Genomic DNA, 21,626 nt, shown 5'->3' with positions numbered 1-21,626 from the left:
CCTTGGCGATTCACGTCGACGACCCAGGGGGCGTCGTTTCTTTGGTTGCTGCGAGATCACATGAGGATTCGCTGCCTGCGGCTGCTCTGGCCGACTTCACCTTGCAAGCGGGTCGTTTTCGATAATCCCCCAGCGGGTTTGCTTCGCCTACTGGGGGGTCGTAACCAGTACAGGCAGGGTCGCATCCAGTGTCGATGAGGTCGCATACAGTAGCGATCCACTGGGCTAGGGCCGCTAAATCGACCGTTTGGCGCCTGAAAACGGCCGCTTTTGAGCCGGGGCGTTGCTGGACAAGAGCAAGTCGGTTGCAGACGACGAATCCACCACCAAAAGGCCGATGATCAAGGCAAATGGCGGTATGCGAGCGTGAGCGTAGCAGGATCGCAGACTGCGATTAGCCCAGGAGGTTTAAAAATAATGGCCATCAGTGTGTTCGACCTGTTCAAGATCGGGATCGGGCCGTCAAGCTCGCACACCGTAGGGCCCATGCGGGCGGCAGCGCTCTTCGTTCAGGGGCTGCGCGAGCGCGGCGAGCTGAACCGCGTACGCCGCGTCGAGGTGCGCCTGTACGGTTCGCTGTCCGCCACCGGTATCGGCCATGGCAGCGACAACGCGGTCATCCTCGGCTTGATGGGGCAGTGGCCCGATTCGGTCGACCCGTCGATCATCGGTGCAAGCGTGGCGCAACTGCGTGAGCAGAATATGCTGCAGCTCGACGGCCGGTTCGCGGTGCCTTTCGTGTGGGAGCGCGACATGCGCTTGCTCGAAGAAAATCTTCCTTACCACCCTAACGCGATGACGCTGGTCGCCGAGGGTGATAGCGGCGTACTGCACGAAGACACTTATTACTCGGTAGGCGGTGGTTTCGTGGTCGATGCTGCGCAAGCTGCCAGTGGCGTGCTGGATGCCGACAACACCGAGCTGCCTTACGATTTCAACAGCGCCGAAGAGTTGCTCCGGTTGTGCAAGCAGCACAACCTGCGTATTTCCGAGCTGATGATGGCCAACGAGAAGGTGTGGCGCAGCGAAGATGAAATTCGTTCCGGCCTGCTCAAGCTCTGGCACGCCATGCAGGACTGCGTGATCCAGGGCCTGCGCGAAGAAGGCATCCTGCCAGGCGGGCTCAACGTACGCCGCCGCGCTGCACGCTTGCACCGGAGCCTGCAGGAGCTGGGCAAGCCCAATGTGATCGGCTCGACCCTCAACGCCATGGAGTGGGTGAACCTCTATGCGCTGGCGGTAAACGAAGAGAACGCTGCCGGCGGGCGCATGGTGACAGCGCCCACCAATGGCGCGGCGGGCATTATCCCGGCCGTGTTGCATTACTTCATGCGCTTCAGCGATCAGGTCAGCGAGGCCAACGTCGTCGATTTCTTCCTCGGCGCAGCGGCGGTGGGCATTCTGTGCAAGAAGAACGCCTCCATTTCAGGTGCTGAAGTTGGCTGCCAGGGCGAGGTCGGCTCTGCCTGTGCGATGGCTGCGGCGGGGTTGGCCGAGGTGCTTGGCGCTACGCCCGAGCAGCTTGAAAACGCGGCCGAGATTGGCCTTGAACACAACCTGGGGCTTACCTGCGACCCGGTCGGCGGGTTGGTCCAGGTGCCGTGCATCGAGCGCAATGCCATCGCTGCGGTGAAGGCTATCAACGCCGCGCAAATGGCATTACGCGGGGATGGCTCGCATTTTATTTCCCTCGACAAGGTCATCCGCACCATGCGCGACACGGGCGCGGACATGCACGACAAATACAAGGAAACTTCTCGCGGCGGCCTGGCCGTGAATGCCATCGAATGCTGATGGCCCATGCCCGCTTTTCGTACACGCAGCGCCTCTAGCGCTGCCTTTTGGCGCAGTACCCCACACCTCTTCCAAATGTGCTTGCGGTGACACCTCTGGGGCCGGTAACGGCCCCTTTTTTATTGAGGGTGCTACTAAAGTGCTCAAACCCTTTGAGCACGCATGTTTCAGCATGTTTCGGCATAGGCGAATTACCCCCGCCACAGACCGTTTGCGACGTCGCATACAGGTTTCTCTAAGCGACCCCACCGTTCTCGGCACGGCATTTGCTCTCTCATTGCCAACGACGGCCGACCTCGGCCGCGAATACAACAAGAGCCTCCCTATGTGAGGCCAAACCGCCTTGTGAGGAGACACAGTGATGACGTCTTTCAATGCCGGCACCGCCGCCCAGACCCGTACCCCGCAGTCGATCGGATTTCTCCTGCTGGACAACTTCACCCTGATCTCGCTGGCCTCGGCGGTCGAGCCGCTGCGCATGGCCAACCAGCTCTCCGGGCGCGAGCTGTATCGCTGGACCACCATGACCCTGGACGGCGGCCAGGTATGGGCCAGCGATGGCCTGCAGATCACCCCTGACGCCTCGGTTGCCCAGGCGCCTGCGCTGGACACCGTGATCGTCTGCGGCGGCGTGGGCATCCAGCGCGCCGTCACCCGTGAGCACGCGAGCTGGCTGCAGGCTCAGGCTCGCCAGTCGCGCCGCCTCGGCGCGGTATGCACCGGTAGCTGGGCGCTGGCTTGTGCCGGCCTGCTCGACGGGTTCGAGTGCAGTGTGCACTGGGAATGCCTGGCCGCGATGCAGGAGGCCTTTCCGCGTGTGGCCATGAGCACCCGCCTGTTCACTCTGGACCGCAACCGCTTCACCAGCTCCGGTGGCACCGCGCCGCTGGACATGATGCTGCACCTGATCAGCCGCGACCACGGCCGCGAGCTGTCGGCGGCAATCTCCGAAATGTTCGTGTACGAGCGCATTCGCAACGAACAGGATCACCAGCGCGTACCGCTCAAACACATGCTCGGCACCAACCAGCCGAAGCTTCAGGAAATCGTCGCGCTGATGGAGGCCAACCTCGAAGAGCCGATCGACCTTGACGAGCTGGCGGTGTATGTGCAAGTTTCGCGGCGCCAGCTGGAGCGGCTGTTCCAGAAGTACCTGCATTGTTCGCCGTCGCGTTATTACCTCAAATTGCGCCTGATCCGCGCTCGGCAATTGCTCAAGCAAACGCCGATGTCGATCATCGAGGTGGCTTCAGTGTGCGGCTTCGTTTCCACGCCGCACTTCTCCAAGTGCTACCGCGAATACTTCGGCATTCCTCCGCGTGATGAACGCGTCAGTTCCAACACCACCCAGCAGGTGGCGATGATGCCAATTCCGCAAGCCATGGTGATGGCGCCGCTGTCCGGGCCTATGGCTGCGTTGAGCCAGGCGCGTAACGAGTCGACGTTTGCCAGTGTGAGGGTGTGACCAAGGCGCACGTTGCTTTAGCGGCAGCGTGCGCGGTCTGAGGCGGGCCCTGGCCAGATCCAGCGGTGCAGGGCCCAGCAATGCTCAACCGGCGCGTTGCTGAAGAAACCGCGCCAGCGCTGGAAGCAGCGTCTTGTCCAGCGCTTCACGTACCGCCGGCAGAATAGTCGCGTTGCCGCGGAGCAACTGCTCAACCATTCCTCTGAGTGCATTGGCACGTGCCGAGTCCAGGCCGCGTACCGCGCACTCGCATGCCTGCTCGGCAGACGCGCCAGGAGGCACTTCGAAGCCGATACAGCGCAACTTGGCGATCAGGTCGTCTTGGTCGATGAGGTCAGCGTGCATCATGGTGAAGGTCCTTGTGCGGGCAGATAGGCTGATTCTGGTAAACCGCGCGCGGCTGGGCAAGCAGGTGTCGTTGCGTTGGCAGCCATGAGCATGAAAGCGTCGCTTTCAAAGTGCTGAAGTACCGGGCAGCCCTGCACACTGGCACCCAGACCATGGTCGCAAGCGGTTTGGTCACCGCAAGCGCCGGCCTGTTTCAAGCGTCAGGGAACGCCTCGCTTTTACGGCTTTAAGCGGGGTGTTCCCTGGATTTCGCATCACTTTATTGCCTTTGGCATTCCGATCATTCGCCCGGTCCATTCCGGCTTGGGCCCTTTGCTGTGTTGCCTTGCCAAGTCAGCGAGGTGTGCTGCCATCGAGTCCTGAAAGGGCACTGCTTTCGGCCCATCGAGCGCTACATGCAATAGCATCTGTTCACTGGCGGCCAGTGTCAGTGTTTCTCCTTTGATGTGCAGGCTGTGGTAAAGCTGCACCCGCTTGTGGTCGCACGCCAGCAACTGCGTATGCACGGCAACTTCCGCGCCTTGATGCACCTCGTGCAGGAAGTTGAGGTGGCACTCCAGCGTGAACAACGAATGCCCACTCGTTTCCCGCTGCGCTTCCCCCAGCCCGATGTGCTCCATGAACCCATCGGTTGCGTAGCTGAAAATCAACAAGTAGAACGCATCGCGTAGGTGGCCGTTGTAGTCGGTCCACTCACTCGGTACTTCCCCGTGCCAGGTAATCAAGGGTTCAGGCATCGACGTCCACCCCATGCTCTGCGCGTACCTTTTCGAGCGCAGCCATCACTGCCAGCAGGGCGTCATCGCGGTAACGCTCCAGTGCCTCGATGCGATGCTGGCCCAGCTGCGCCGTGGTGCCATCGACCACATCATCGATCAACTGATCAGTCAGTGCCGGGGCGGGCAGGTAGGTCCATGGCAGCTGCAAGGCCGGGCCGAACTGCTGCATGAAATGGCGCATGCCGGATTTGCCACCGGCCAGGGTGTAGGTCAGGAAGGTGCCCATGAACGACCAACGCAGGCCGGCACCGTATCGAATGGCATCATCGATTTCACCAGTGGTGGCCACGCCGTCGTTGACCAGGTGCAATGCCTCGCGCCACAGCGCTTCCAGCAGCCGGTCGGCGATGAACCCCGGTACTTCCTTGCGCACGTGCAGAGGCCGCATTCCCAGGCGCTGATAGACCAGCCGGGCGGCGTCGATGGCCGCAGGAGCGGTATGCTGCCCGCCTACCACCTCCACCAAAGGCAACAGATAGACCGGGTTGAACGGGTGCCCCACCACGCAGCGCTCCGGGTGGCTGGCCTTGGCGTAGAAATCGCTGGGTAACAGCCCCGAGGTGCTCGAGGCGATCAGCGCATCAGGGCGTGCTGCCGCGCTGATGGTGGCATGCAGTTCGAGTTTCAGCGTCAGCCGTTCCGGTGCGCTTTCCTGAATGAAGTCGGCCTCGGCCACACAGTTTTCGACCGTGCTCGCCATGCGCAGGCGTTCAGGTGAAGCGCCTGCTGCCAGCCCTTGTTTTTCCAGCGCCGGCCAGGCGTTGGCAACTCGCTCCCGCAGCGCTGCTTCGGCGCCGGGGGCAGGGTCCCAGGCGACCACGTCCAGCCCGTTAGCCAGCGCGCGTGCAACCCAGCCGCTGCCGATCACGCCGCTGCCCAGTGCCGCAAAGGTCTTGATGTCGGTGATATAGCTCATCTGCAGTTCTCCGGGTCAGCCGCGTTTGGGCAGGTTCATACGGGCACGGCCTTCGGCAGGCGTAAGTACACCAGCCCCCAGGCGGTGAAGGATCTCGCTCACACGCTCCACCAGCTGGCCGTTACTGGCGAGCACGCCTCGGTCGAGATAGAGGTTGTCTTCCAGCCCTACGCGCACATTTCCGCCGAGCAGCACCGCTTGCGCTGCCATCGGCATCTGCATGCGGCCGATGCCAAAGCCGGCCCAGGTCGCGCCCGCAGGCAGGTTGTCGGCCATGGCCTTCATGCTGGTGGTATCGGCCGGCGCGCCCCACGGGATGCCCAGGCACAGCTGGAACAATGGGTCGTGCAGCAGGCCTTCCTTGATCATCTGTTTGGCGAACCACAAGTGGCCGGTGTCGAAAATCTCCAGTTCAGCCTTCACACCCAGCTCGGTGATGCGTTTGGCGCCGGCACGCAGTTGTGCGGAGTGGACACATAAATGGTGTCGCCATCACCGAAGTTGAGCGTGCCGCAGTCCAATGTGCAGATATCCGGCAGCAGCGCTTCGACATGCGCCAGGCGGGCGAGGGGGCCGACCAGGTCGGTGGCAGGGCCGAATTCGGTCGGGGTTTCACCCGGGCCGATCTGCAGATCACCGCCCATGCCTGCGGTGAGGTTGACGATCAGGTCGGTGTCGCGTTCGCGGATTCGCTCCATCACCTCGCGATACAGCGCCACGTCGCGGCTGAACTGGCCGGTGCGAGGGTCGCGCACGTGGCAGTGCACCACGGTCGCACCGGCACGCGCAGCCTCCAGCGCGGCCTCGGCAATCTGCTGCGGTGTGATAGGCACCAGGTGGCTCTTGGCGGTGGTGTCTCCAGCCCCGGTCAGGGCGCAGGTAACGATGACTTCAGGGTTCACGGCGTGGCTCCAGTGCGTTGATGAGCGCCACGTTACGCAGCCAGGGCTGGCCACAGGCTCACGCAGGCGACCGGCACTTGCACCCGGTCGACCTGCCGGAGCGCGCCCTCGATGCCACTCAGCCAGACTGCGCACTTGATCACCGACCCCTGGCTGCGGTATGAACCGCCATCGTGGCGCGGAGGCCAGCATGCCTGAGGACTACTGTTTCATTCTGATGCCCGGCTTTTCGGCGATCGGTTTCATCAGCGCCATCGAGCCTCTACGCGTCGCCAATCGCTTTCGCCCAGGTGCGTATCGCTGGACGGTCGCAAGCCTTGAGGGTGGGCCGGTGGTCGCCAGCAACGGCATGTCGGTCGACGCCGACATGCGCCTCGACCAACTGGCCGGCGCCGCTTACGTATTTGTGGTCGCCGGTTTCAACCCGCTGGCGCATTACAGCCAGGCGCTGGCGCGCGCACTCAGGCAGCAAGCCCGCGACGGGGCTACGTTGGGGGGCGTAGACACGGGTGCGTTCATCCTGGCGCAGGCGGGCCTGCTGGGCGGCTGCCGCGTCGCGCTGCACTGGGAGGCGCGCGATGCCTTCAGCGAGCGGTTTCCTCAACTGGAAACCACGCCTGAACTGTTCGAGGCCAGCGGCGCGCGCATTACCTGCGCCGGCGGCACTGCCAGCATCGACCTGATGCTCGACCTGATTACCCAGGCGCACGGCGCAGAGCTTGCGATCCAGGTCTCGGAGCAATTCGTGCTGGGCCGCATCCGGCCGCGCAAGGATCACCAGCGCATGCAGGTGGTTTCACGCTACGGCACCAGCAATCGCAAGCTGGTGCAGGTCATCACCGAGATGGAGCAACACAGCGAGCCACCGTTGACGACGCTGGAACTGGCTGAGGGAATTGGCGTGACGCGGCGCCAACTGGAGCGGTTGTTCCGCGCGCACTTGAACGAGACGCCCAGCAACCTCTATCTGCGCATACGCCTGGACAAAGCCCAGCACCTGCTGCGCCAGACCGACATGAGTGTGACTGAAGTGAGTGTCGCCTGTGGCTTCGAGCTGCCGTCGTATTTCGCCCGCCGTTACAAGGCCCGGTTCGGCAAGAGCCCGCGCGATGATCGGCGTGGCTAGAATCCTTCGAGCACGCTCGGCGCAGTTTGTGCGCCAGCTGCCAGGCGCTGGTGCAGTGTGGGGAAATCCTCGACCGTAAGCACAGCGAGCCAGGTCACGTTCGTCAGTGGCAGGCGCAGTTTGGGTGCGTTTGGATCGGGTTGGCCGCTCAAGTGGTAGAGGCTCAAGGCGATGCTGCCGTCGGCGCGCTCGACGAAGTCGTGAAGCACGTGGGCGGCGGCATTCCTGTCGCTGGCGCGGGGCCGCAAGGGTTGGTGATCGTTGAAACCTGCATCGATCAGATGGCGGGTGAGTTTTCGAAAGCGAGTGTTGGGCGCCTGGGGAGCGGGGAGGGTGCCTTTCATCAGGGTAGGCAGGAGTTCGGCAGCCGGGGTGAACGAGTAGGTCTGGCTGTGCTGTTCGGTGGCTTGCCAGCCAAGTGTCCGAATATGCGCCATATAGGCCCCGAGCCATTGCAGCGGTGCAGCTTCGAGGTCTTCAGCGGCGTTGGCCGCCAATGTCGCCTGGCGAATGCTGGCCAGTACGTCTTCATGCAGGGAAGGGGTCACAAGGTTCACTCGGCAGGTGCCGCGCGCCTCGGCTCAAGGCGCGCGGCGGGGCATCAATCCAGGCCCAGCACGTCGTCGGCGCGGCTTTCCAGCTTGGCGGCGATCTTGGCGCGAAGGGTTTCGAACTGGCGCAGGCTGAAGGTGCCTTGCTGGGAAGCACGGTAGACCTTGGTGGAGGCCGATTCCAGCTTGCGCAGCACGCCGCCTTCTGCGGCTTTGCTTTGGTCGTAGGCGATCTGGAAGCTCTTCATGTGCATGATCGGCATGCCCTGCGCGCTGAGCTCGCAGTCCACGGCCTGGAAGGTGCTGGATTTGCCCGAAACGCTGGTGCTGCTGCGTTCGAACAGCGCCTTGGCTTGCGGCGTGGAGGCGATTGCTGTGAAGCCGCGGTTCAGGCAGCGGCTCAGGCGATGGCCGGCACCCATTTCACGGGTGACCAGCTTCACAGCGACGCTGCCCAGAGTTTCGTTCTCGGCCTCGACCGCTTCCTCGGCATGCGCCGCGCCGGTCATGGTCCAGCCCAGTTGAGCCAGGCCTTTGGTGTAGTTGTTGTACCACTCGCGCTGCTGGGTTTCCTTGTCGAACTTGCTGTCCGAGGACATATCCATGATGCGCATGCAGGCGGCAACGTCCTCGGCCACTTTCAGCGGGACGTTTTCAGCGAAGATGCACAGGGTGCTGCCGACCAGCAGTACGCGCTCTTCACCTTCTTTTTTCAGGATTTCGATAGCTTTATCCATGCTCATGATTGCATTCCTTGAGTCTGTGGCGCCGGGGCGCCGTTCGGGTTGGCTCGTGAACGAGCGGGCCGGACTATGGATGCGAATCGAGCGACGTATAAGGCGCAATATTTCCTGAGGTGGGATCAGTTGTCGGGCGTATCGGTCTCGTCGGCCTGGGTGCCGATCCCTTGCAGGTACTCCGAGCGCTCGTCGCTGCGCTGTGCCATGCAATCGTTCTCGGCGGTCTGGGCAGCGTTGGCGTCCTTGTCGGCCTCCATGACCTCCACGGCACAATCGGCAGTGCGCAGGGTGCGCCAGATATCCTGAGCCGCGCCGATCTTGGCCAGGTAATCCTTGAGCAGCTTGGGCTGGTCGCCATACTGGGCGCTGATGCGGGCAGTCAGGCCGTTGTAGGCGTCTTCGAGCTCGCTTTCGGCGGTCTTGCGGTTGTAGGCCGAGCAGTCGAGGCTCTGCTGGGCGGTTTCCACGTTGTCGCAGGGCGTGGGCCCGTCGTCATCGGCCGCATAAGCCCCCACCGAAATGAATGCCAGCAGCCACAGCAGTGATTTCATCGGACGACGCTCCCCGTCGTGTAACTAAATGTGATGCCCGGATTCTGGCGCATGGGCGTCGCAAATGACAGCGCGACCTTGGTATTTCATCTGGCCAACCCCGCCCTGTGCGCCCATTGGCAGGCGTTGACGCTTTCGGAAACTCCCCTGTCGTTTTTGCATCCGAGCGACCAAGGCCGCAGGCATATGCTCCCCCCAAAGCGCCGGCAGCCAGTTCGGTGCCACCACTACAAAGGGGACTGCCTGATGAGACCAGCCGAACTCCACGCTGACAGCATCGTCATCGATGGCCTGATCATCGCCAAATGGAACCGCGAGCTGTTCGAAGACATGCGCAAAGGTGGCCTGACAGCGGCCAACTGCACCGTGTCGGTCTGGGAAGGCTTCAAGGCGACTGTCGACAACATTGCCGCCAGCCAGAAGCTGATGCGTGAAAACAGTGATCTGGTGCTGCAAGTGCGCACCACTGCCGACATCCGCAAAGCCAAGGAACAGGGCAAGACCGGCATCCTGTTCGGTTTCCAGAACGCCCACGCTTTCGAAGACAAGATCGGCTATGTGGAAGTGTTCAAGCAACTGGGCGTAGGCATCGTGCAGATGTGCTACAACACTCAGAACCTGGTTGGCACAGGCTGCTACGAGCGCGATGGCGGGCTCTCAGGCTTTGGCCGCGAGATCGTTGCCGAGATGAACCGCGTCGGCATCATGTGCGACCTGTCCCACGTTGGCTCCAAAACCTCCGAGGAAGTCATCCTGGAGTCGAAGAAGCCCGTCACCTACTCCCACTGCCTGCCTTCGGGCCTCAAAGAGCACCCGCGCAACAAGTCCGACGCGGAACTGAAATTCATCGCCGACCACGGCGGCTTCGTCGGCGTGACCATGTTTGCGCCGTTCCTGGCCAAGGGCATCGATTCGACCATCGACGACTACGCCGAAGCGATCGAATACACCATGAACATCGTCGGTGAGGACGCCATCGGCATCGGCACCGACTTCACCCAAGGCCATGGCCAGGACTTCTTCGAGTACCTGACCCATGACAAGGGCTATGCCCGCCGCCTGACCAACTTCGGCAAGATCATCAACCCGCTGGGAATCCGCACCGTAGGCGAATTCCCGAACCTCACCGAAACCCTGCTCAAACGCGGCCATTCCGAGCGCGTGGTGCGCAAGATCATGGGCGAGAACTGGGTGCGCGTGCTGGCCGACGTCTGGGGCGAATGACCCCGCTTTCCTGATGCCCGCCCCGGCCAAGCGTGCCGGGGCTCTCGAACCTTATTTGATGGAGTTGAGTTTCCATGGCCAAACACGCCCCCGAATTGCCGATCGAAGTCGACAGCGAGACCGGAGTCTGGACCTCCGACGCGCTGCCGATGCTCTACGTGCCGCGGCATTTCTTCGTCAACAACCACATCGGTATCGAAGAAGTGCTGGGCGCCGAAGCGTACGCCAGCATCCTCTACAAGGCCGGCTACAAGTCCGCCTGGCACTGGTGTGAAAAAGAAGCCGAATGCCACGGCCTTGAAGGCGTAGCGGTGTTCGAGCACTACATGAAGCGCCTGTCGCAGCGCGGCTGGGGCCTGTTCAAGATCCAGGACATCGACCTGGACGCCGGCACCTGCAGCGTCAAGCTCGAGCACTCGGCCTTCGTGTACGTGTATGGCAAATGCGGCCGCAAGGTCGACTACATGTTCACCGGCTGGTTCCGCTGGCGCCATGGACCAGATCCTGGCAGCCCGTGGCAGCTCGATCCGTACCGTCGCAGAACAAGTCTACGGAGGCTCCGAAGAGGGCCACGATGACGGGCTGTTCGTCGTCAAACCGCTGTAAGCCGAGGACCGTGAGATGGCTTTCGAAGCAATGTTCCAGCCGATACAGATCGGCAAACTGACCATCCGTAACCGCGTACTGTCCACGGCCCATGCCGAGGTGTACGCCACCGACGGCGGCATGACCACCGACCGGTACGTGAAGTATTACGAGGAGAAAGCCAAAGGCGGTATCGGCCTGGCCATCTGCGGCGGCTCGTCCGTGGTGGCCATCGACAGCCCCCAGGGCTGGTGGAAATCGGTGAACCTGTCGACCGACAAGATCATCCCGCACTTCCAGAACCTGGCTGACGCCATGCACAAGCATGGCGCCAAGATCATGATCCAGATTACCCACATGGGCCGCCGCTCGCGCTGGGACGGCGAGCACTGGCCGACGCTGATGTCGCCGTCCGGCATCCGTGAGCCTGTGCACCGGGCCACCTGCAAGACCATCGAGCCCGAAGAGATCCAGCGGGTGATCGGCAACTACGCCCAGGCCGCGCGCCGGGCGAAGGAAGGCGGCCTGGACGGCGTGGAACTGTCGGCGGTGCACCAGCACATGATCGACCAGTTCTGGAGCCCGCGCGTTAACAAGCGCACCGACGAATGGGGCGGCAGCTTCGAAGGCCGCATGAAGTTCGGCCTGGAAGTGCTCAAGGCCGTACGTGCCGAGGTCGGCGACGACTTCTGCGTGGGCATGCGTATCTGCGGTGACGAATTCCACCCCGATGGCCTCAGCCACGAGGATATGAAGCAGATCGCCGCGTACTACGACGCCACCGGCATGGTCGACTTCTTCGGCGTGATCGGCTCGGGTTGCGACACCCACAACACCTTGGCCAACGTCATCCCTAACATGAGCTACCCGCCGGAGCCGTTCCTGCACCTGGCGGCGGGCATCAAGGAAGTGGTCAAGGTCCCGGTGCTGCACGCGCAGAACATCAAGGACCCGAACCAGGCCCAGCGCATCCTCGAAGGCGGCTATGTCGACATGGTCGGCATGACCCGCGCGCACATCGCCGACCCGCACCTGATCGCCAAGATCAAGATGGGCCAGGTCGATCAGATTCGCCAGTGCGTGGGCGCCAACTACTGCATCGACCGCCAGTATCAGGGCCTGGACGTGCTGTGCATTCAGAACGCTGCCACCTCCCGTGAATACATGGGCGTGCCGCACATCATCGAAAAAACCACCGGGCCCAAGCGCAAGGTAGTGATCGTCGGTGCCGGCCCTGCGGGCATGGAGGCTGCGCGTGTCTCGGCCGAGCGCGGCCACGACGTGACCCTGTTCGAGAAGAAAGACCAGATTGGCGGGCAGATCACCACGGCCTCGCGCGCGCCGCAGCGTGACCAGATCGCCGGTATCACCCGTTGGTATCAGCTGGAGCTGGCGCGGTTGAAGGTCGACCTGCGCCTGGGCACTGCGGCGGACATCCCGACCATCCAGGACCTGCGCCCGGACGTGATCGTGCTGGCCAACGGCGGCCATCCGTTCATGGAGCAGAACGAGCACTGGGGCGCCGAAGAGGGCCTGGTGGTCAGCAGCTGGGACATCCTCGACGGCAAGGTCGCACCGGGCAAGAACGTGCTGGTGTACGACACCATCTGCGAGTTCAGCGGCATGTCTGCTGCTGACTTCCTGGCCGACAAGGGCAGCCAGGTGGAAATCGTCACCGACGACATCAAGCCAGGCGTAGCGATGGGCGGGACCACCTTCCCCACCTACTACCGCAGCATGTACCCCAAGGAAGTGATCATGACCGGCGACCTGATGCTGGAAAAGGTCTACCGCGAGGGCGACAAGCTGGTGGCGGTGCTGGAGAACGAGTACACCGGCGCCAAAGAAGAGCGGGTGGTCGACCAGGTGGTCGTGGAGAACGGTGTACGCCCTGACGAGGCTCTGTACTACGGGCTCAAGGAAGGGTCGCGCAACAAGGGCCAGATCGACATCGACGCACTGTTCGCCATTGCGCCGCAGCCGATCCTCAGCCAGCCGGGCGAAGGCTACCTGCTGTATCGCATCGGTGACTGTGTGGCCCAGCGCAACGTGCATGCGGCGATCTACGACGCTGTGCGCCTGTGTAAAGACTTCTAACTGCAGTTGCCAGCTGCAAGCTGCTAGCTGCAAGACAAGGCCGACTGCGCCTGGCTTGCAGCTTTTAGCTTGAGGCTTGAAGCTCGAAGGTGCTTGCTTATGTTGAGCGTGATCCTGCCCATTCTGCTGTTCTCCGCGCTCGCATTGGCTGCGCTGGGGGCTGCGCGGCGCGTAGCGATGTGGCGGCGTGGCCGGCCGTCGAAGGTCGACCTGGTCGGCGGCCTGTTCGCGATGCCCAGGCGTTACATGGTCGACCTGCACCATGTGGTCGCCCGTGACAAATACATGGCCAATACCCACGTGGCCACGGCCGGTGGCTTCGTGCTGGCTGCAGTGCTGGCCATCCTGGTGCACGGCTTTGGCTTGCACAACCGTATTCTCGGCTTCGCCTTGCTGGCGGCCACCGTGCTGATGTTCTGCGGTGCGCTGTTCGTATACAAGCGGCGCCTCAACCCGCCTGCGCGCCTTTCCAGAGGCCCGTGGATGCGCTTGCCCAAGAGCTTGCTGGTGTTCTCGGCGAGCTTCTTTATCGCGACCTTGCCGGTGGCCGGCATTCTGCCGGAGAACTTCGGCGGCTGGGTGCTGGCGGTGATCCTCGGCATCGGTGTGGCCTGGGGCGTATCCGAGCAGTTCCTCGGCATGACCTGGGGCGGGCCGATGAAGCACGCCTTCGCCGGCGCTCTGCACCTGGCCTGGCACCGCCGCGCCGAGCGCTTCGGCGGCGGCCGCTCTACCGGCCTCAAGCCGCTGGACCTGCTCGATTCCAGCGCACCGCTGGGTGTGGAAAAACCCAAAGACTTCACCTGGAACCAGTTGCTGGGCTTCGACGCCTGCGTGCAGTGCGGCAAGTGCGAGGCGATGTGCCCAGCCTTTGCGGCCGGCCAGCCGCTGAACCCGAAAAACTCATTCAGGACATGGTCATCGGCCTGGCCGGTGGCAACGACGCCAATTTCGCAGGCTCCCCGTATCCGGGTAAACCTCTGGGCGAGCACAGCGGCGGCCCGCACCTGCCGATCGTGTCGCTGCAAGGCAAGGCGTTGGTGGATGCCGAGACGCTGTGGTCGTGCACCACCTGCCGCGCCTGCGTGGAAGAGTGCCCGATGATGATCGAGCACGTGGACGCCATCGTCGACATGCGCCGCCACCTCACCCTGGAAAAGGGCGCGACCCCGAACAAGGGCGCCGAGGTGCTGGAGAATCTGATCGCTACCGACAACCCCGGCGGCTTCGCGCCCGGCGGGCGGATGAACTGGGCGGCAGACCTGAACATGCCGCTGCTGGCTGATGTGAAACAGGCCGATGTGCTGTTCTGGGTAGGCGACGGTGCGTTCGACATGCGCAACCAGCGCACTCTGCGCGCGTTCGTCAAAGTGCTCAAGGCAGCAGGCGTGAATTACGCCGTGCTTGGCCTGGAGGAGCGCGACAGCGGTGATGTGGCGCGCCGGCTGGGCGATGAGGCGACCTTCCAGGCGCTGGCCCGCCGCAATATCCAGACCCTGAACAAATACAGCTTCAAGCGCATCGTCAGTTGCGACCCGCACAGCTTCCATGTGCTCAAGAACGAATACGGCGCTTTGGGTGGCAACTATGAAGTGCTGCACCACAGCACCTTCATCGCCGAGCTGGTCAGTGCCGGCAAGCTCAACCTGGGCCAGCACAAAGGCGGCAGCGTGACCTATCACGACCCGTGCTACCTGGGCCGATACAACGGCGAGTACGAGGCGCCGCGCCAGGTGCTGCGTGCGCTGGGGATCGAAGTGCGCGAAATGCAACGCTCTGGCTTCCGTTCGCGATGCTGTGGTGGTGGCGGCGGTGCGCCGATCACCGATATCCCTGGCAAGCAGCGGATTCCCGACATGCGCATGGAAGACATCCGTGAAACCGAGGCGGAGCTGGTGGCTGTGGGCTGCCCGCAATGCACGGCGATGCTCGAAGGCGTGGTCGAGCCGCGCCCGGCGATCAAAGACATTGCCGAGCTGGTCGCCGATGCGCTGATCGAAGCGGATGCCGCACCGGCCAAGCCGGCTGTGCGCAAGGCTGAACCTGCGGAGGTGAATTGATGAGCGACATCATCCGTCGCGACCCTCGTGCCGAGTGGATCGCCCGCAACCGGCTGCACCCGCTGCACGCAGCGATGCAACCGCAACAACAGCAATGGATGGGGCCCAATGGCATCATCCGCAAGAACCCGCATGGCCTGGGCTTCATGGGGCCTAACGGCCTCAAACGGATCGACCGCAGTGGTGCGCAGCAAGGCGGCAACGTGCGCCGTGCGGCGAGTGCCGAGGTCAAGTTGCCGCTGCACCAGGTCGCAGAGCCGGCGTTCTACATTGCCGTAGTGCCCGACATGGTCGGTGGCCGCCTGAGCAGCCACGACCGCGACCTGCTGGGCATGGCCCATCAGTTGGCCGGCAAGGAGGGTGCGGTGCTGGCGGTGATCTTCGGTGAACACAAGGAGAGCGCGTTCGATACCGCTGGTGTCGACCGCTTGCTGCAGCTCAACGGCTCTGAATTCGAAGGCTATGTGCCCGAGCAACGCATCCGCGGGCTGCGCGCTGTGGATAACCAGTTCAACCCACGCCACTGGCTGCTGCCCGACAGCCGCACCGGTGGCGGCGAGCTGGGCCGGCGCCTGGGCGCCAGCCTGGGCGAACGCCCTGCCACGCGTGTGTGGCAGGTCAAGGACGGGCTTTGCACCGGCCGCGCCGGGGCAGGGCAGCAGGACGTTACCCGGCCGCTACCGCGCCTGGTGCTGGCGGCCGCCGAGTGCGCCGAGCCAGTGGACGAGACTCGCCATGAGGTGCTGCCGGTCGCCCTCGACAGCGACGTGGTGCGCAGCCTGCCGCGCGTTGAAGACCTGGGCGCAGTAGCAGTGGACCCCGCCGCCATTCCCATGGCCGAGTCCGAGTTCATCCTGTCTGGAGGCAACGGCATCACCGATTGGGCGCTGTTCCACAATGCTGCCGAAACTCTGGGTGCTACCGAAGGGGCGTCGCGGGTGGCGGTGGACAACGGCCACATGGCGCGCAACCGTCAGGTGGGCGCCACCGGGACCTGGGTCACGGCGCGGGTGTACATGGCTGTGGGCATCTCCGGCGCTATCCAGCACTTGCAGGGCATCGGTGCCTGCGAAAAAGTCATCGCCATCAACATGGACCCTGGCTGCGACATGATCAAGCGTGCGGACCTTTCCATCGTCGGCGACAGCAGTGAAATCCTGAAAGCGCTGATCGACGCGGTGCACAACTACCGAAACGGCGCCAAGCGCGAAGCGGCATAAGGTGAAGCCATGACTGTGAAGATCGTAAGCCTGGTGTCGGTGGGCGCCCACCCCACCTCCGGCCGTGCGCGCCGCGCCGAGCAGGATGCCCGCGCCGTGGAGCTGGGCCTGCAACTGGCAGGGAGCGATTTGCAAGTGGTGCACGCCGGGGATGCCAATGAGCCTTCCCTGCGCGCTTACCTGGGGATGGGCCTGCCGAGCCTGCAGGTGCTCGAGCAGCCTGCGGGCGCCGATGCACTGCCAGCACTGGTGGACTACCTGCGTGAGGCCAAGGCGCAGATCGTGCTCAGCGGCACACAGGCTGAAACCGGCGAAGGCTCGGGCATGCTGCCGTTCCTGTTGGGCGAGCAACTGGGTTGGCCGGTCGTGGTGGGCCTGGCTGAGGTGGAGTCGATCGACAATGGCTCGGCTCAGGTGCTGCAAGCCTTGCCACGGGGCCAGCGGCGCCGGCTCAAGGTGCGCCTGCCGATGATCGCCACGGTCGACAATGCCGCACCCGGCCCGCGTCAGAGCGCCTACGGCCCCGCGCAGCGGGGCGAGTTGCAAGCCCATGAGGTCGAGATTGTCGACGACGTATTGCTGGGCGACGCTGAGCTGCAACCGGCCAAGCCAAGGCCGAAGCGGCTCAAGGTGATCAAGGCCAAGAGCGGCGCCGACCGCATGAAGGCTGCAACGGCCAAAGCCAGCGGGGGCAGTGGGCAGGTGCTCAAGGGTGTCAGTGCCCAGGAAGGCGCCGAGGCGGTGTTGAAGCTGCTCATAGAGGAAGGCGTTATCCGCTGAACCTGAGGCGCCCGCTCGGGTGCATTGCTTCCCTGGCAATTCTTGCAGCTGGCAGCCCTGCCGAGTTGCGGTAGGGTGATTGCGACGTTCCATTCGGATCGAGCCGTGGCCACCCTTTCGCTGTACACCGACATCCAGCGCTCAGTGCTGTTCAGCTCAAGCACCGGGCGCTGGTGTTACTCACCGTTTGGTACTGGCTGCCCGAACCGGGCAGGCCGCCTGGGCTACGTCGGTGTCTACGTGGAGCCTGTGGCCGCCCTGCAGGCGTTTGGTAACGGTTACCGAGCCTACAGCGCTCTCATGATGCGTTTCCTCTGGCCGGACCGGTGCTCACCTTTCGGTGAGGGCGGAGTGAACGCTTATGCCTATTGCCTGGCGGACCCGGTGAATCGTATCGACCATTCAGGGCAGTTCAGCACAGCGCTGACAGGGCCGCTTCTGACCGTAGCCATCAACACCCTCACGCTCGGTGCTCTGGGCGCTCTTCAGGTTGACAGGCAGCCAAAAGGGTATCTGCGCCGCAGCACTCAAGTGGGCGCTTTGGCTGCGCTCGTGGGAGTTGGAGGGGCGATCTGGAGGATGGTGGATTCCGAGTCCAGTAGGGCCCAGGTCATGATGTGGAGCGGTACCGGGGCAGGGATCGTGTCGGCAGGGTTTCGCAACCTGCATTATTGGAAGGGTATCAGGGCCCAGAAGGTGAACATGCGGGAGGCGGTGTCGCGGTTGTCGCGCCTCATGCCTGGCTTCGGAATAGGCTTCAAGCCTCGTTCACCCTTGTGGGATATCTCGATGTTCTGAGCGCTCGCCAAACAGGCAAGGCCAGCCTGATAAGCAGGCTGGCCCAGCGCCTTACTCGTGAACCTTCACTTCCTTCAGATACGGCGCAGGCTCTGCGCCCAGGTTGGCCAGCACACGCTCGCTGTACCAGTCGATGAAGTTCACCACACCGAACTCGTAGGTCTTGGAATAAGGCCCAGGCTGGTAGGCGGTGGAGTTGATGCCGGTCTGGTTTTCTTCAGCCAGGCGACGGTCCTGGTCGTTGGTGGCGTCCCACACTTCGCGCAGGCGGGCGATGTCGTAGTCTTCGCCTTCGACCGCATCCTTGTGTACCAGCCATTTGGTGGTGACCATGGTTTCCTGGGCACTGATCGGCCACACGGTGAACACGATCACGTGGTCGCCCATGCAGTGGTTCCAGGAGTGCGGGAGGTGCAGGATGCGCATCGAGCCCAGGTCGGGGTTCTTGATGCGGCCCATCAGTTTCTTGCTGCCCTGCTTGCCGTCCATGGTCATCGACACGGTGCCCTTGAGCAGCGGCATGCGCACGATGCGGTTGCGCAGGCCGAAGCCGGCGTGCAGGTACGGGATCTTCTCGGCTTCCCAGGCGGCGGCAGACTCGGCCACGTGGTCCTTGAATTCCTGGCTGGCGCGCGGGTCGTTGGTGTCGTCCCATTCCAGCAAGGTGTGCAGCAATTCAGGGTGCGAGCCGCTGCAGTGGTAGCACTCGCGGTTGTTCTCCAGCACCAGCTTCCAGTTGGCTTTCTCCATCAAGGTGGTTTGCACCGCCACCTTGGTGTTTTCCATGTCGTAGGGCTCCATGTAATGGGCCAGGGTGCTGAGGAAATTGTCGATTGCCGGCGGGTTTTCGGCCAGGCAGATGAAGATGTAGCCACCGGCGACCTTGGTATGGACCTGCTTGAGGTTGAAGTTCGACATGTCGAAATCAGCGCCCATTTCGGTACCGGCGTACAGCAGGCGGCCGTCGAGTTCGTAGGTCCACTGGTGGTACGGGCACACCAGCTTGGCGACCTTGCCTTTTTCCTTGGTGCACAGCCGCGAGCCGCGGTGGCGGCAGACGTTGTGGAACCCCTGGATGCTGCCGTCGGGTTTGCGGATCACCACGATCGGGTTCTTGCCGATCTGCAGGGTGAGGTAGTTGCCCTTGGCCGGCACTTCGCAGGTCATGCCGGCGATCAGCCACTCCTTGTGGAAAACCTCCTGCATGTCGATGTCGAACACGCGCTCATCGCAATAGAAAGGCTGCGGCAGCGAGTAGGTGCGCTCGCGGGTCTGCAGCATCTCGGCAGTGGCCTTGCGGGCCGGTTCCAGTGGATCGCCCAGGGTCAGTTTTTGGGTGACGTCCATCGATATTCCTCATGGCCACCCACGGTGGCCGGCGATTGGGTATTAGGGCGCCCTTCGGCGCTTCACGGTAGGCGACGCAAGGCGGATGAAATCAGTGTTTCATTTGCGGTGGAGTGTGCGACCGGCGATGGCCGGAACCTTGCCCAAACGCGACACGGCCAAATCCGTTCCCGACGCGCCAATGCAGCCCTGATGGGGCTGGTCGCCATAAGTATGTGAATGTCGCGAATAGGAAAGTCGGCGGCAATGGGCGCTTGCAGAATCGCTCCCATGAAAGGCCGGCAGTCGGCCGTGGAGAGCATCATGTCCAATAACTTCCTGAACCCGGTGACAACCCAGACCTGGGCCAACGGTCGCCACGTGGTTCGTTGTGTGAAAGTCATCCAGGAAACCTGGGACGTGCGCACGTTCTGCTTCATGGCCGACCAGCCGGTGCTGTTCTTCTTCAAGCCCGGCCAGTTCGTGACCCTGGAGCTTGAAATCGACGGCCAGCCGGTGATGCGCTCCTACACCATTTCCAGTGCGCCCTCGGTGCCTTACAGCTTTTCCATTACCGTCAAGCGCGTGCCGGGCGGCAAGGTCTCGAACTGGCTGCACGACAACATGCACGAAGGCTTCGAACTGCCGGTGCACGGCCCGGTGGGGCTGTTCAACGCCATCGACTTCGCGGCGCCGAAAGTGCTCTACCTCTCGGGCGGCGTCGGCATCACGCCGGTGATGTCGATGGCCCGCTGGTTCTACGACACCAACGCCAACGTCGACATGGTGTTCGTGCACAGCGCCCGCTCGCCCAAGGATGTGATCTACCACCGCGAGCTGGAGCAGATGGCTTCGCGGATTCCCAACTTCGGCCTGCACGTGATCTGCGAGCGCCACGGCCTGGGCGAGCCCTGGGCGGGTTACCGTGGCTACCTGTCGCGGCACATGCTGGAACTGATCGCGCCGGATTTCCTTGAGCGTGAAGTGTTCTGCTGCGGCCCGACGCCGTACATGACGGCCGTCAAGCGCCTGCTGCAGGACGCCGGCTTCGACATGAGCCGCTATCACGAGGAATCCTTCGGCGCCACACCGGCCGAAGCCAAGGCCGATGCCGTCGAGCATGCCGAGCAGGCCGCGGATGCGCCGGAAGTGCCAGCGGCCGAACTCAACATGGTCGAATTCACTGATTCAGGCAAAAGCATTCGTGTGGCGCCGGGCGAAACCGTGCATGCCGCTGCCGCGAAACTGGGTTTGTACATTCCCAAGGCCTGCGGCATGGGGATCTGCGGCACCTGCAAGGTGCTCAAGGTCAGCGGCGAGGTGGAGATGGACCACAACGGCGGTATCACCGAGGAAGACGAAGCCGAAGGCTACATTCTCTCGTGCTGCAGCGTGCCGAAAGGGGATGTGCGCGTAGAGTATTGATAGCTCTGTCGCCCGTCGACCCTTGCACGTCGCCCGGCTAGCCGGCCTCCCACCAAGTGATCCGGCTGCGCCTTCAGCCAATTGGGAGGGCGCCAAGTGGGAGGGCGGCTCGCCGCGCGACGAATATTGATCGCCCGGCAAGCCGGCCTCCCACCAGGTGATCCGGCAGCGGCGCCTTCAGCCGAGCGGGAGGGGCGGCTTGCCGCGCGACGGCGCACACGGCTCAGCCCTGAGTCAGCCCCTTCAGCGTATCGGCCACCGCCTTTGTCCGCCGCGAGGTCTCGACGCTCTGCTGAGTCGAGTCCTCCAGCGAGGCCAGCATCTCCCCCAGCGCATTCACATCGCCCGTCTGCTGCTGGATATGCCCCGCCACCTGCTCGATCGCCTGTGACAACTGCTGCACATCCACGCCAATCTCAGCCGCGTTCTTGTGAGTGATCTGCGCCAGGTTGCGCACTTCGTCGGCAACCACCGCAAAGCCCCTGCCCATTTCCCCCGCCCGCGCCGCCTCGATGGCCGCATTGAGCGCCAGCAGGTTGGTTTGCCCAGCGATCTGCTGAATCACCTGCACGATGCTCTGGATGCGCAAGCTCGACTGCGAAAGGGCGTTGGCGCTTTCCACCACGGTTGCACCCTTGTCGTTCAGGCTGCTGACGGTCTCTTCGGCGCGGCGGCTGATATCGCTTTGCTGCGCGATGGTTTCGGTCAACGTGTCCATGCTCTCGTGAAGCGCCTGGGCCTGCTCGCTGAGCTGTGTGTCGAGCACCTCGCGGCCGGCTTCGGCCTCTTCAAGGATATTGCCTAGTGCCGCCATGCCCTCGAACACCGGGCGGATGTGATCGTCCAGGCCGGCGTGGTCGATGTCGCTGTGGTAGTTGCCCTGCTTGAACGCTTCGATCTGGCTCACTACCACCTGGCTGAGCCCGGCAAGTTTCTTGA

General features: G+C 63.2%; 18 protein-coding genes and 3 pseudogenes. 12 read left to right on the top strand and 9 right to left on the bottom strand.

Annotation, left to right across the window (positions count from 1 at the left end; translation table 11 throughout):
* Positions 1-417: 417 nt before the first annotated feature.
* Together LN139_RS18355 and LN139_RS18350 are read left to right on the top strand one after the other, a co-directional pair.
* On the top strand, positions 418-1,794 hold the full coding sequence (locus tag LN139_RS18355) for an L-serine ammonia-lyase (RefSeq protein ID WP_236355512.1): 1,377 nt from the start codon (positions 418-420) through the stop codon (positions 1,792-1,794).
* A 361-nt stretch (positions 1,795-2,155) separates the two neighbouring features.
* Positions 2,156-3,259, top strand: coding sequence for a GlxA family transcriptional regulator (locus LN139_RS18350; protein WP_236355511.1), 1,104 nt, complete (start codon positions 2,156-2,158; stop codon positions 3,257-3,259).
* Between the two features lie 84 nt (positions 3,260-3,343).
* Here LN139_RS18350 and LN139_RS18345 read toward each other — a convergent pair whose 3' ends face one another.
* The 4 genes and pseudogenes from LN139_RS18345 to LN139_RS18330 all read right to left on the bottom strand — a co-directional run bounded on the left by LN139_RS18345 (position 3,344) and on the right by LN139_RS18330 (position 6,204).
* The gene (locus tag LN139_RS18345) at positions 3,344-3,607 is read right to left on the bottom strand and encodes a hypothetical protein (RefSeq protein ID WP_236355510.1); all 264 of its coding nucleotides are present in this window, start codon (positions 3,605-3,607) and stop codon (positions 3,344-3,346) included.
* A 254-nt stretch (positions 3,608-3,861) separates the two neighbouring features.
* Positions 3,862-4,344: a thioesterase family protein gene (locus LN139_RS18340; RefSeq protein ID WP_236355509.1), complete on the bottom strand. Its 483-nt coding sequence runs from the start codon at positions 4,342-4,344 to the stop codon at positions 3,862-3,864.
* Positions 4,337-5,302, bottom strand: coding sequence for an L-carnitine dehydrogenase (locus LN139_RS18335; protein WP_236355508.1), 966 nt, complete (start codon positions 5,300-5,302; stop codon positions 4,337-4,339). The genes LN139_RS18340 and LN139_RS18335 overlap by 8 nt, the downstream gene beginning before the upstream one ends.
* 15 nt (positions 5,303-5,317) lie before the next feature.
* A pseudogene (locus LN139_RS18330) lies at positions 5,318-6,204 on the bottom strand (3-keto-5-aminohexanoate cleavage protein).
* A 20-nt stretch (positions 6,205-6,224) separates the two neighbouring features.
* On the opposite strand from LN139_RS18330, the gene LN139_RS18325 reads away from it, so the two are divergent.
* Together LN139_RS18325 and LN139_RS18320 are read left to right on the top strand one after the other, a co-directional pair.
* Complete coding sequence (locus LN139_RS18325; RefSeq protein ID WP_236355507.1) at positions 6,225-6,368, top strand: hypothetical protein; 144 nt, start codon at positions 6,225-6,227, stop codon at positions 6,366-6,368.
* A 26-nt stretch (positions 6,369-6,394) separates the two neighbouring features.
* Positions 6,395-7,330 (top strand): GlxA family transcriptional regulator, encoded by a 936-nt coding sequence (locus LN139_RS18320; RefSeq protein ID WP_236355506.1) that lies wholly within the window; start codon positions 6,395-6,397, stop codon positions 7,328-7,330.
* Here the strand turns inward: LN139_RS18320 and LN139_RS18315 are convergent.
* From LN139_RS18315 to LN139_RS18305, 3 genes are all read right to left on the bottom strand, one after another.
* Entirely contained in the window at positions 7,327-7,878 is a 552-nt protein-coding gene (locus tag LN139_RS18315) for a hypothetical protein (RefSeq protein ID WP_236355505.1), read from the bottom strand. The two genes, LN139_RS18320 and LN139_RS18315, sit on opposite strands and share 4 nt — an antisense overlap.
* Positions 7,879-7,931: 53 nt before the next feature.
* Positions 7,932-8,624, bottom strand: coding sequence for a hypothetical protein (locus tag LN139_RS18310; RefSeq protein ID WP_236355504.1), 693 nt, complete (start codon positions 8,622-8,624; stop codon positions 7,932-7,934).
* Between the two features lie 119 nt (positions 8,625-8,743).
* Entirely contained in the window at positions 8,744-9,172 is a 429-nt protein-coding gene (locus LN139_RS18305; RefSeq protein ID WP_236355503.1) for a lysozyme inhibitor LprI family protein, read from the bottom strand.
* A gap of 246 nt (positions 9,173-9,418) precedes the next feature.
* Here LN139_RS18305 and LN139_RS18300 point away from each other — a divergent pair, with 246 nt between their 5' ends.
* The 7 genes and pseudogenes from LN139_RS18300 (at position 9,419) to LN139_RS18270 (ending at position 17,936) form a co-directional block, all read left to right on the top strand.
* Positions 9,419-10,396 (top strand): dipeptidase, encoded by a 978-nt coding sequence (locus LN139_RS18300; protein WP_236355502.1) that lies wholly within the window; start codon positions 9,419-9,421, stop codon positions 10,394-10,396.
* A 74-nt stretch (positions 10,397-10,470) separates the two neighbouring features.
* A pseudogene (locus LN139_RS18295) lies at positions 10,471-11,002 on the top strand (DUF5943 domain-containing protein).
* A 15-nt stretch (positions 11,003-11,017) separates the two neighbouring features.
* The gene (gene dgcA / locus LN139_RS18290) at positions 11,018-13,078 is read left to right on the top strand and encodes a dimethylglycine demethylation protein DgcA (RefSeq protein ID WP_236355501.1); all 2,061 of its coding nucleotides are present in this window, start codon (positions 11,018-11,020) and stop codon (positions 13,076-13,078) included.
* 99 nt (positions 13,079-13,177) lie between these two features.
* Positions 13,178-15,138, top strand: a pseudogene (gene dgcB, locus LN139_RS18285) (dimethylglycine demethylation protein DgcB).
* A complete protein-coding gene (gene etfA / locus LN139_RS18280; RefSeq protein WP_236355500.1) occupies positions 15,138-16,358 on the top strand; it encodes an electron transfer flavoprotein subunit alpha in 1,221 nt (406 codons plus the stop codon). The pseudogene dgcB and the gene etfA overlap by 1 nt, the downstream one beginning before the upstream one ends.
* 9 nt (positions 16,359-16,367) lie before the next feature.
* The gene (gene etfB / locus LN139_RS18275; protein WP_236355499.1) at positions 16,368-17,138 is read left to right on the top strand and encodes an electron transfer flavoprotein subunit beta; all 771 of its coding nucleotides are present in this window, start codon (positions 16,368-16,370) and stop codon (positions 17,136-17,138) included.
* 105 nt (positions 17,139-17,243) lie between these two features.
* Positions 17,244-17,936 carry an RHS repeat-associated core domain-containing protein gene (locus tag LN139_RS18270; RefSeq protein WP_236355498.1) on the top strand — a complete coding sequence of 231 codons (693 nt, stop codon included), beginning with the start codon at positions 17,244-17,246 and terminating at the stop codon, positions 17,934-17,936.
* A 51-nt stretch (positions 17,937-17,987) separates the two neighbouring features.
* Here the strand turns inward: LN139_RS18270 and gbcA are convergent, their stop codons facing one another.
* Positions 17,988-19,283 (bottom strand): glycine-betaine demethylase subunit GbcA, encoded by a 1,296-nt coding sequence (gbcA, locus tag LN139_RS18265; RefSeq protein WP_236355497.1) that lies wholly within the window; start codon positions 19,281-19,283, stop codon positions 17,988-17,990.
* Between the two features lie 303 nt (positions 19,284-19,586).
* Between gbcA and gbcB the strand changes: the two genes are divergently transcribed.
* On the top strand, positions 19,587-20,687 hold the full coding sequence (gbcB, locus tag LN139_RS18260) for a glycine-betaine demethylase subunit GbcB (protein ID WP_236355496.1): 1,101 nt from the start codon (positions 19,587-19,589) through the stop codon (positions 20,685-20,687).
* Between the two features lie 223 nt (positions 20,688-20,910).
* Here the strand turns inward: gbcB and LN139_RS25830 are convergent, their stop codons facing one another.
* Positions 20,911-21,405: a methyl-accepting chemotaxis protein gene (locus LN139_RS25830; RefSeq protein ID WP_442964450.1), complete on the bottom strand. Its 495-nt coding sequence runs from the start codon at positions 21,403-21,405 to the stop codon at positions 20,911-20,913.
* Positions 21,406-21,626: the final 221 nt, after the last annotated feature.

This window comes from Pseudomonas sp. KNUC1026 (genome assembly GCF_021650705.1).
In the GTDB taxonomy this organism is placed as follows: Bacteria; Pseudomonadota; Gammaproteobacteria; order Pseudomonadales; family Pseudomonadaceae; genus Aquipseudomonas.
Note: the sequence above shows the minus strand (reverse complement) of the source record. Positions and strands in the feature narration are given on the sequence as shown.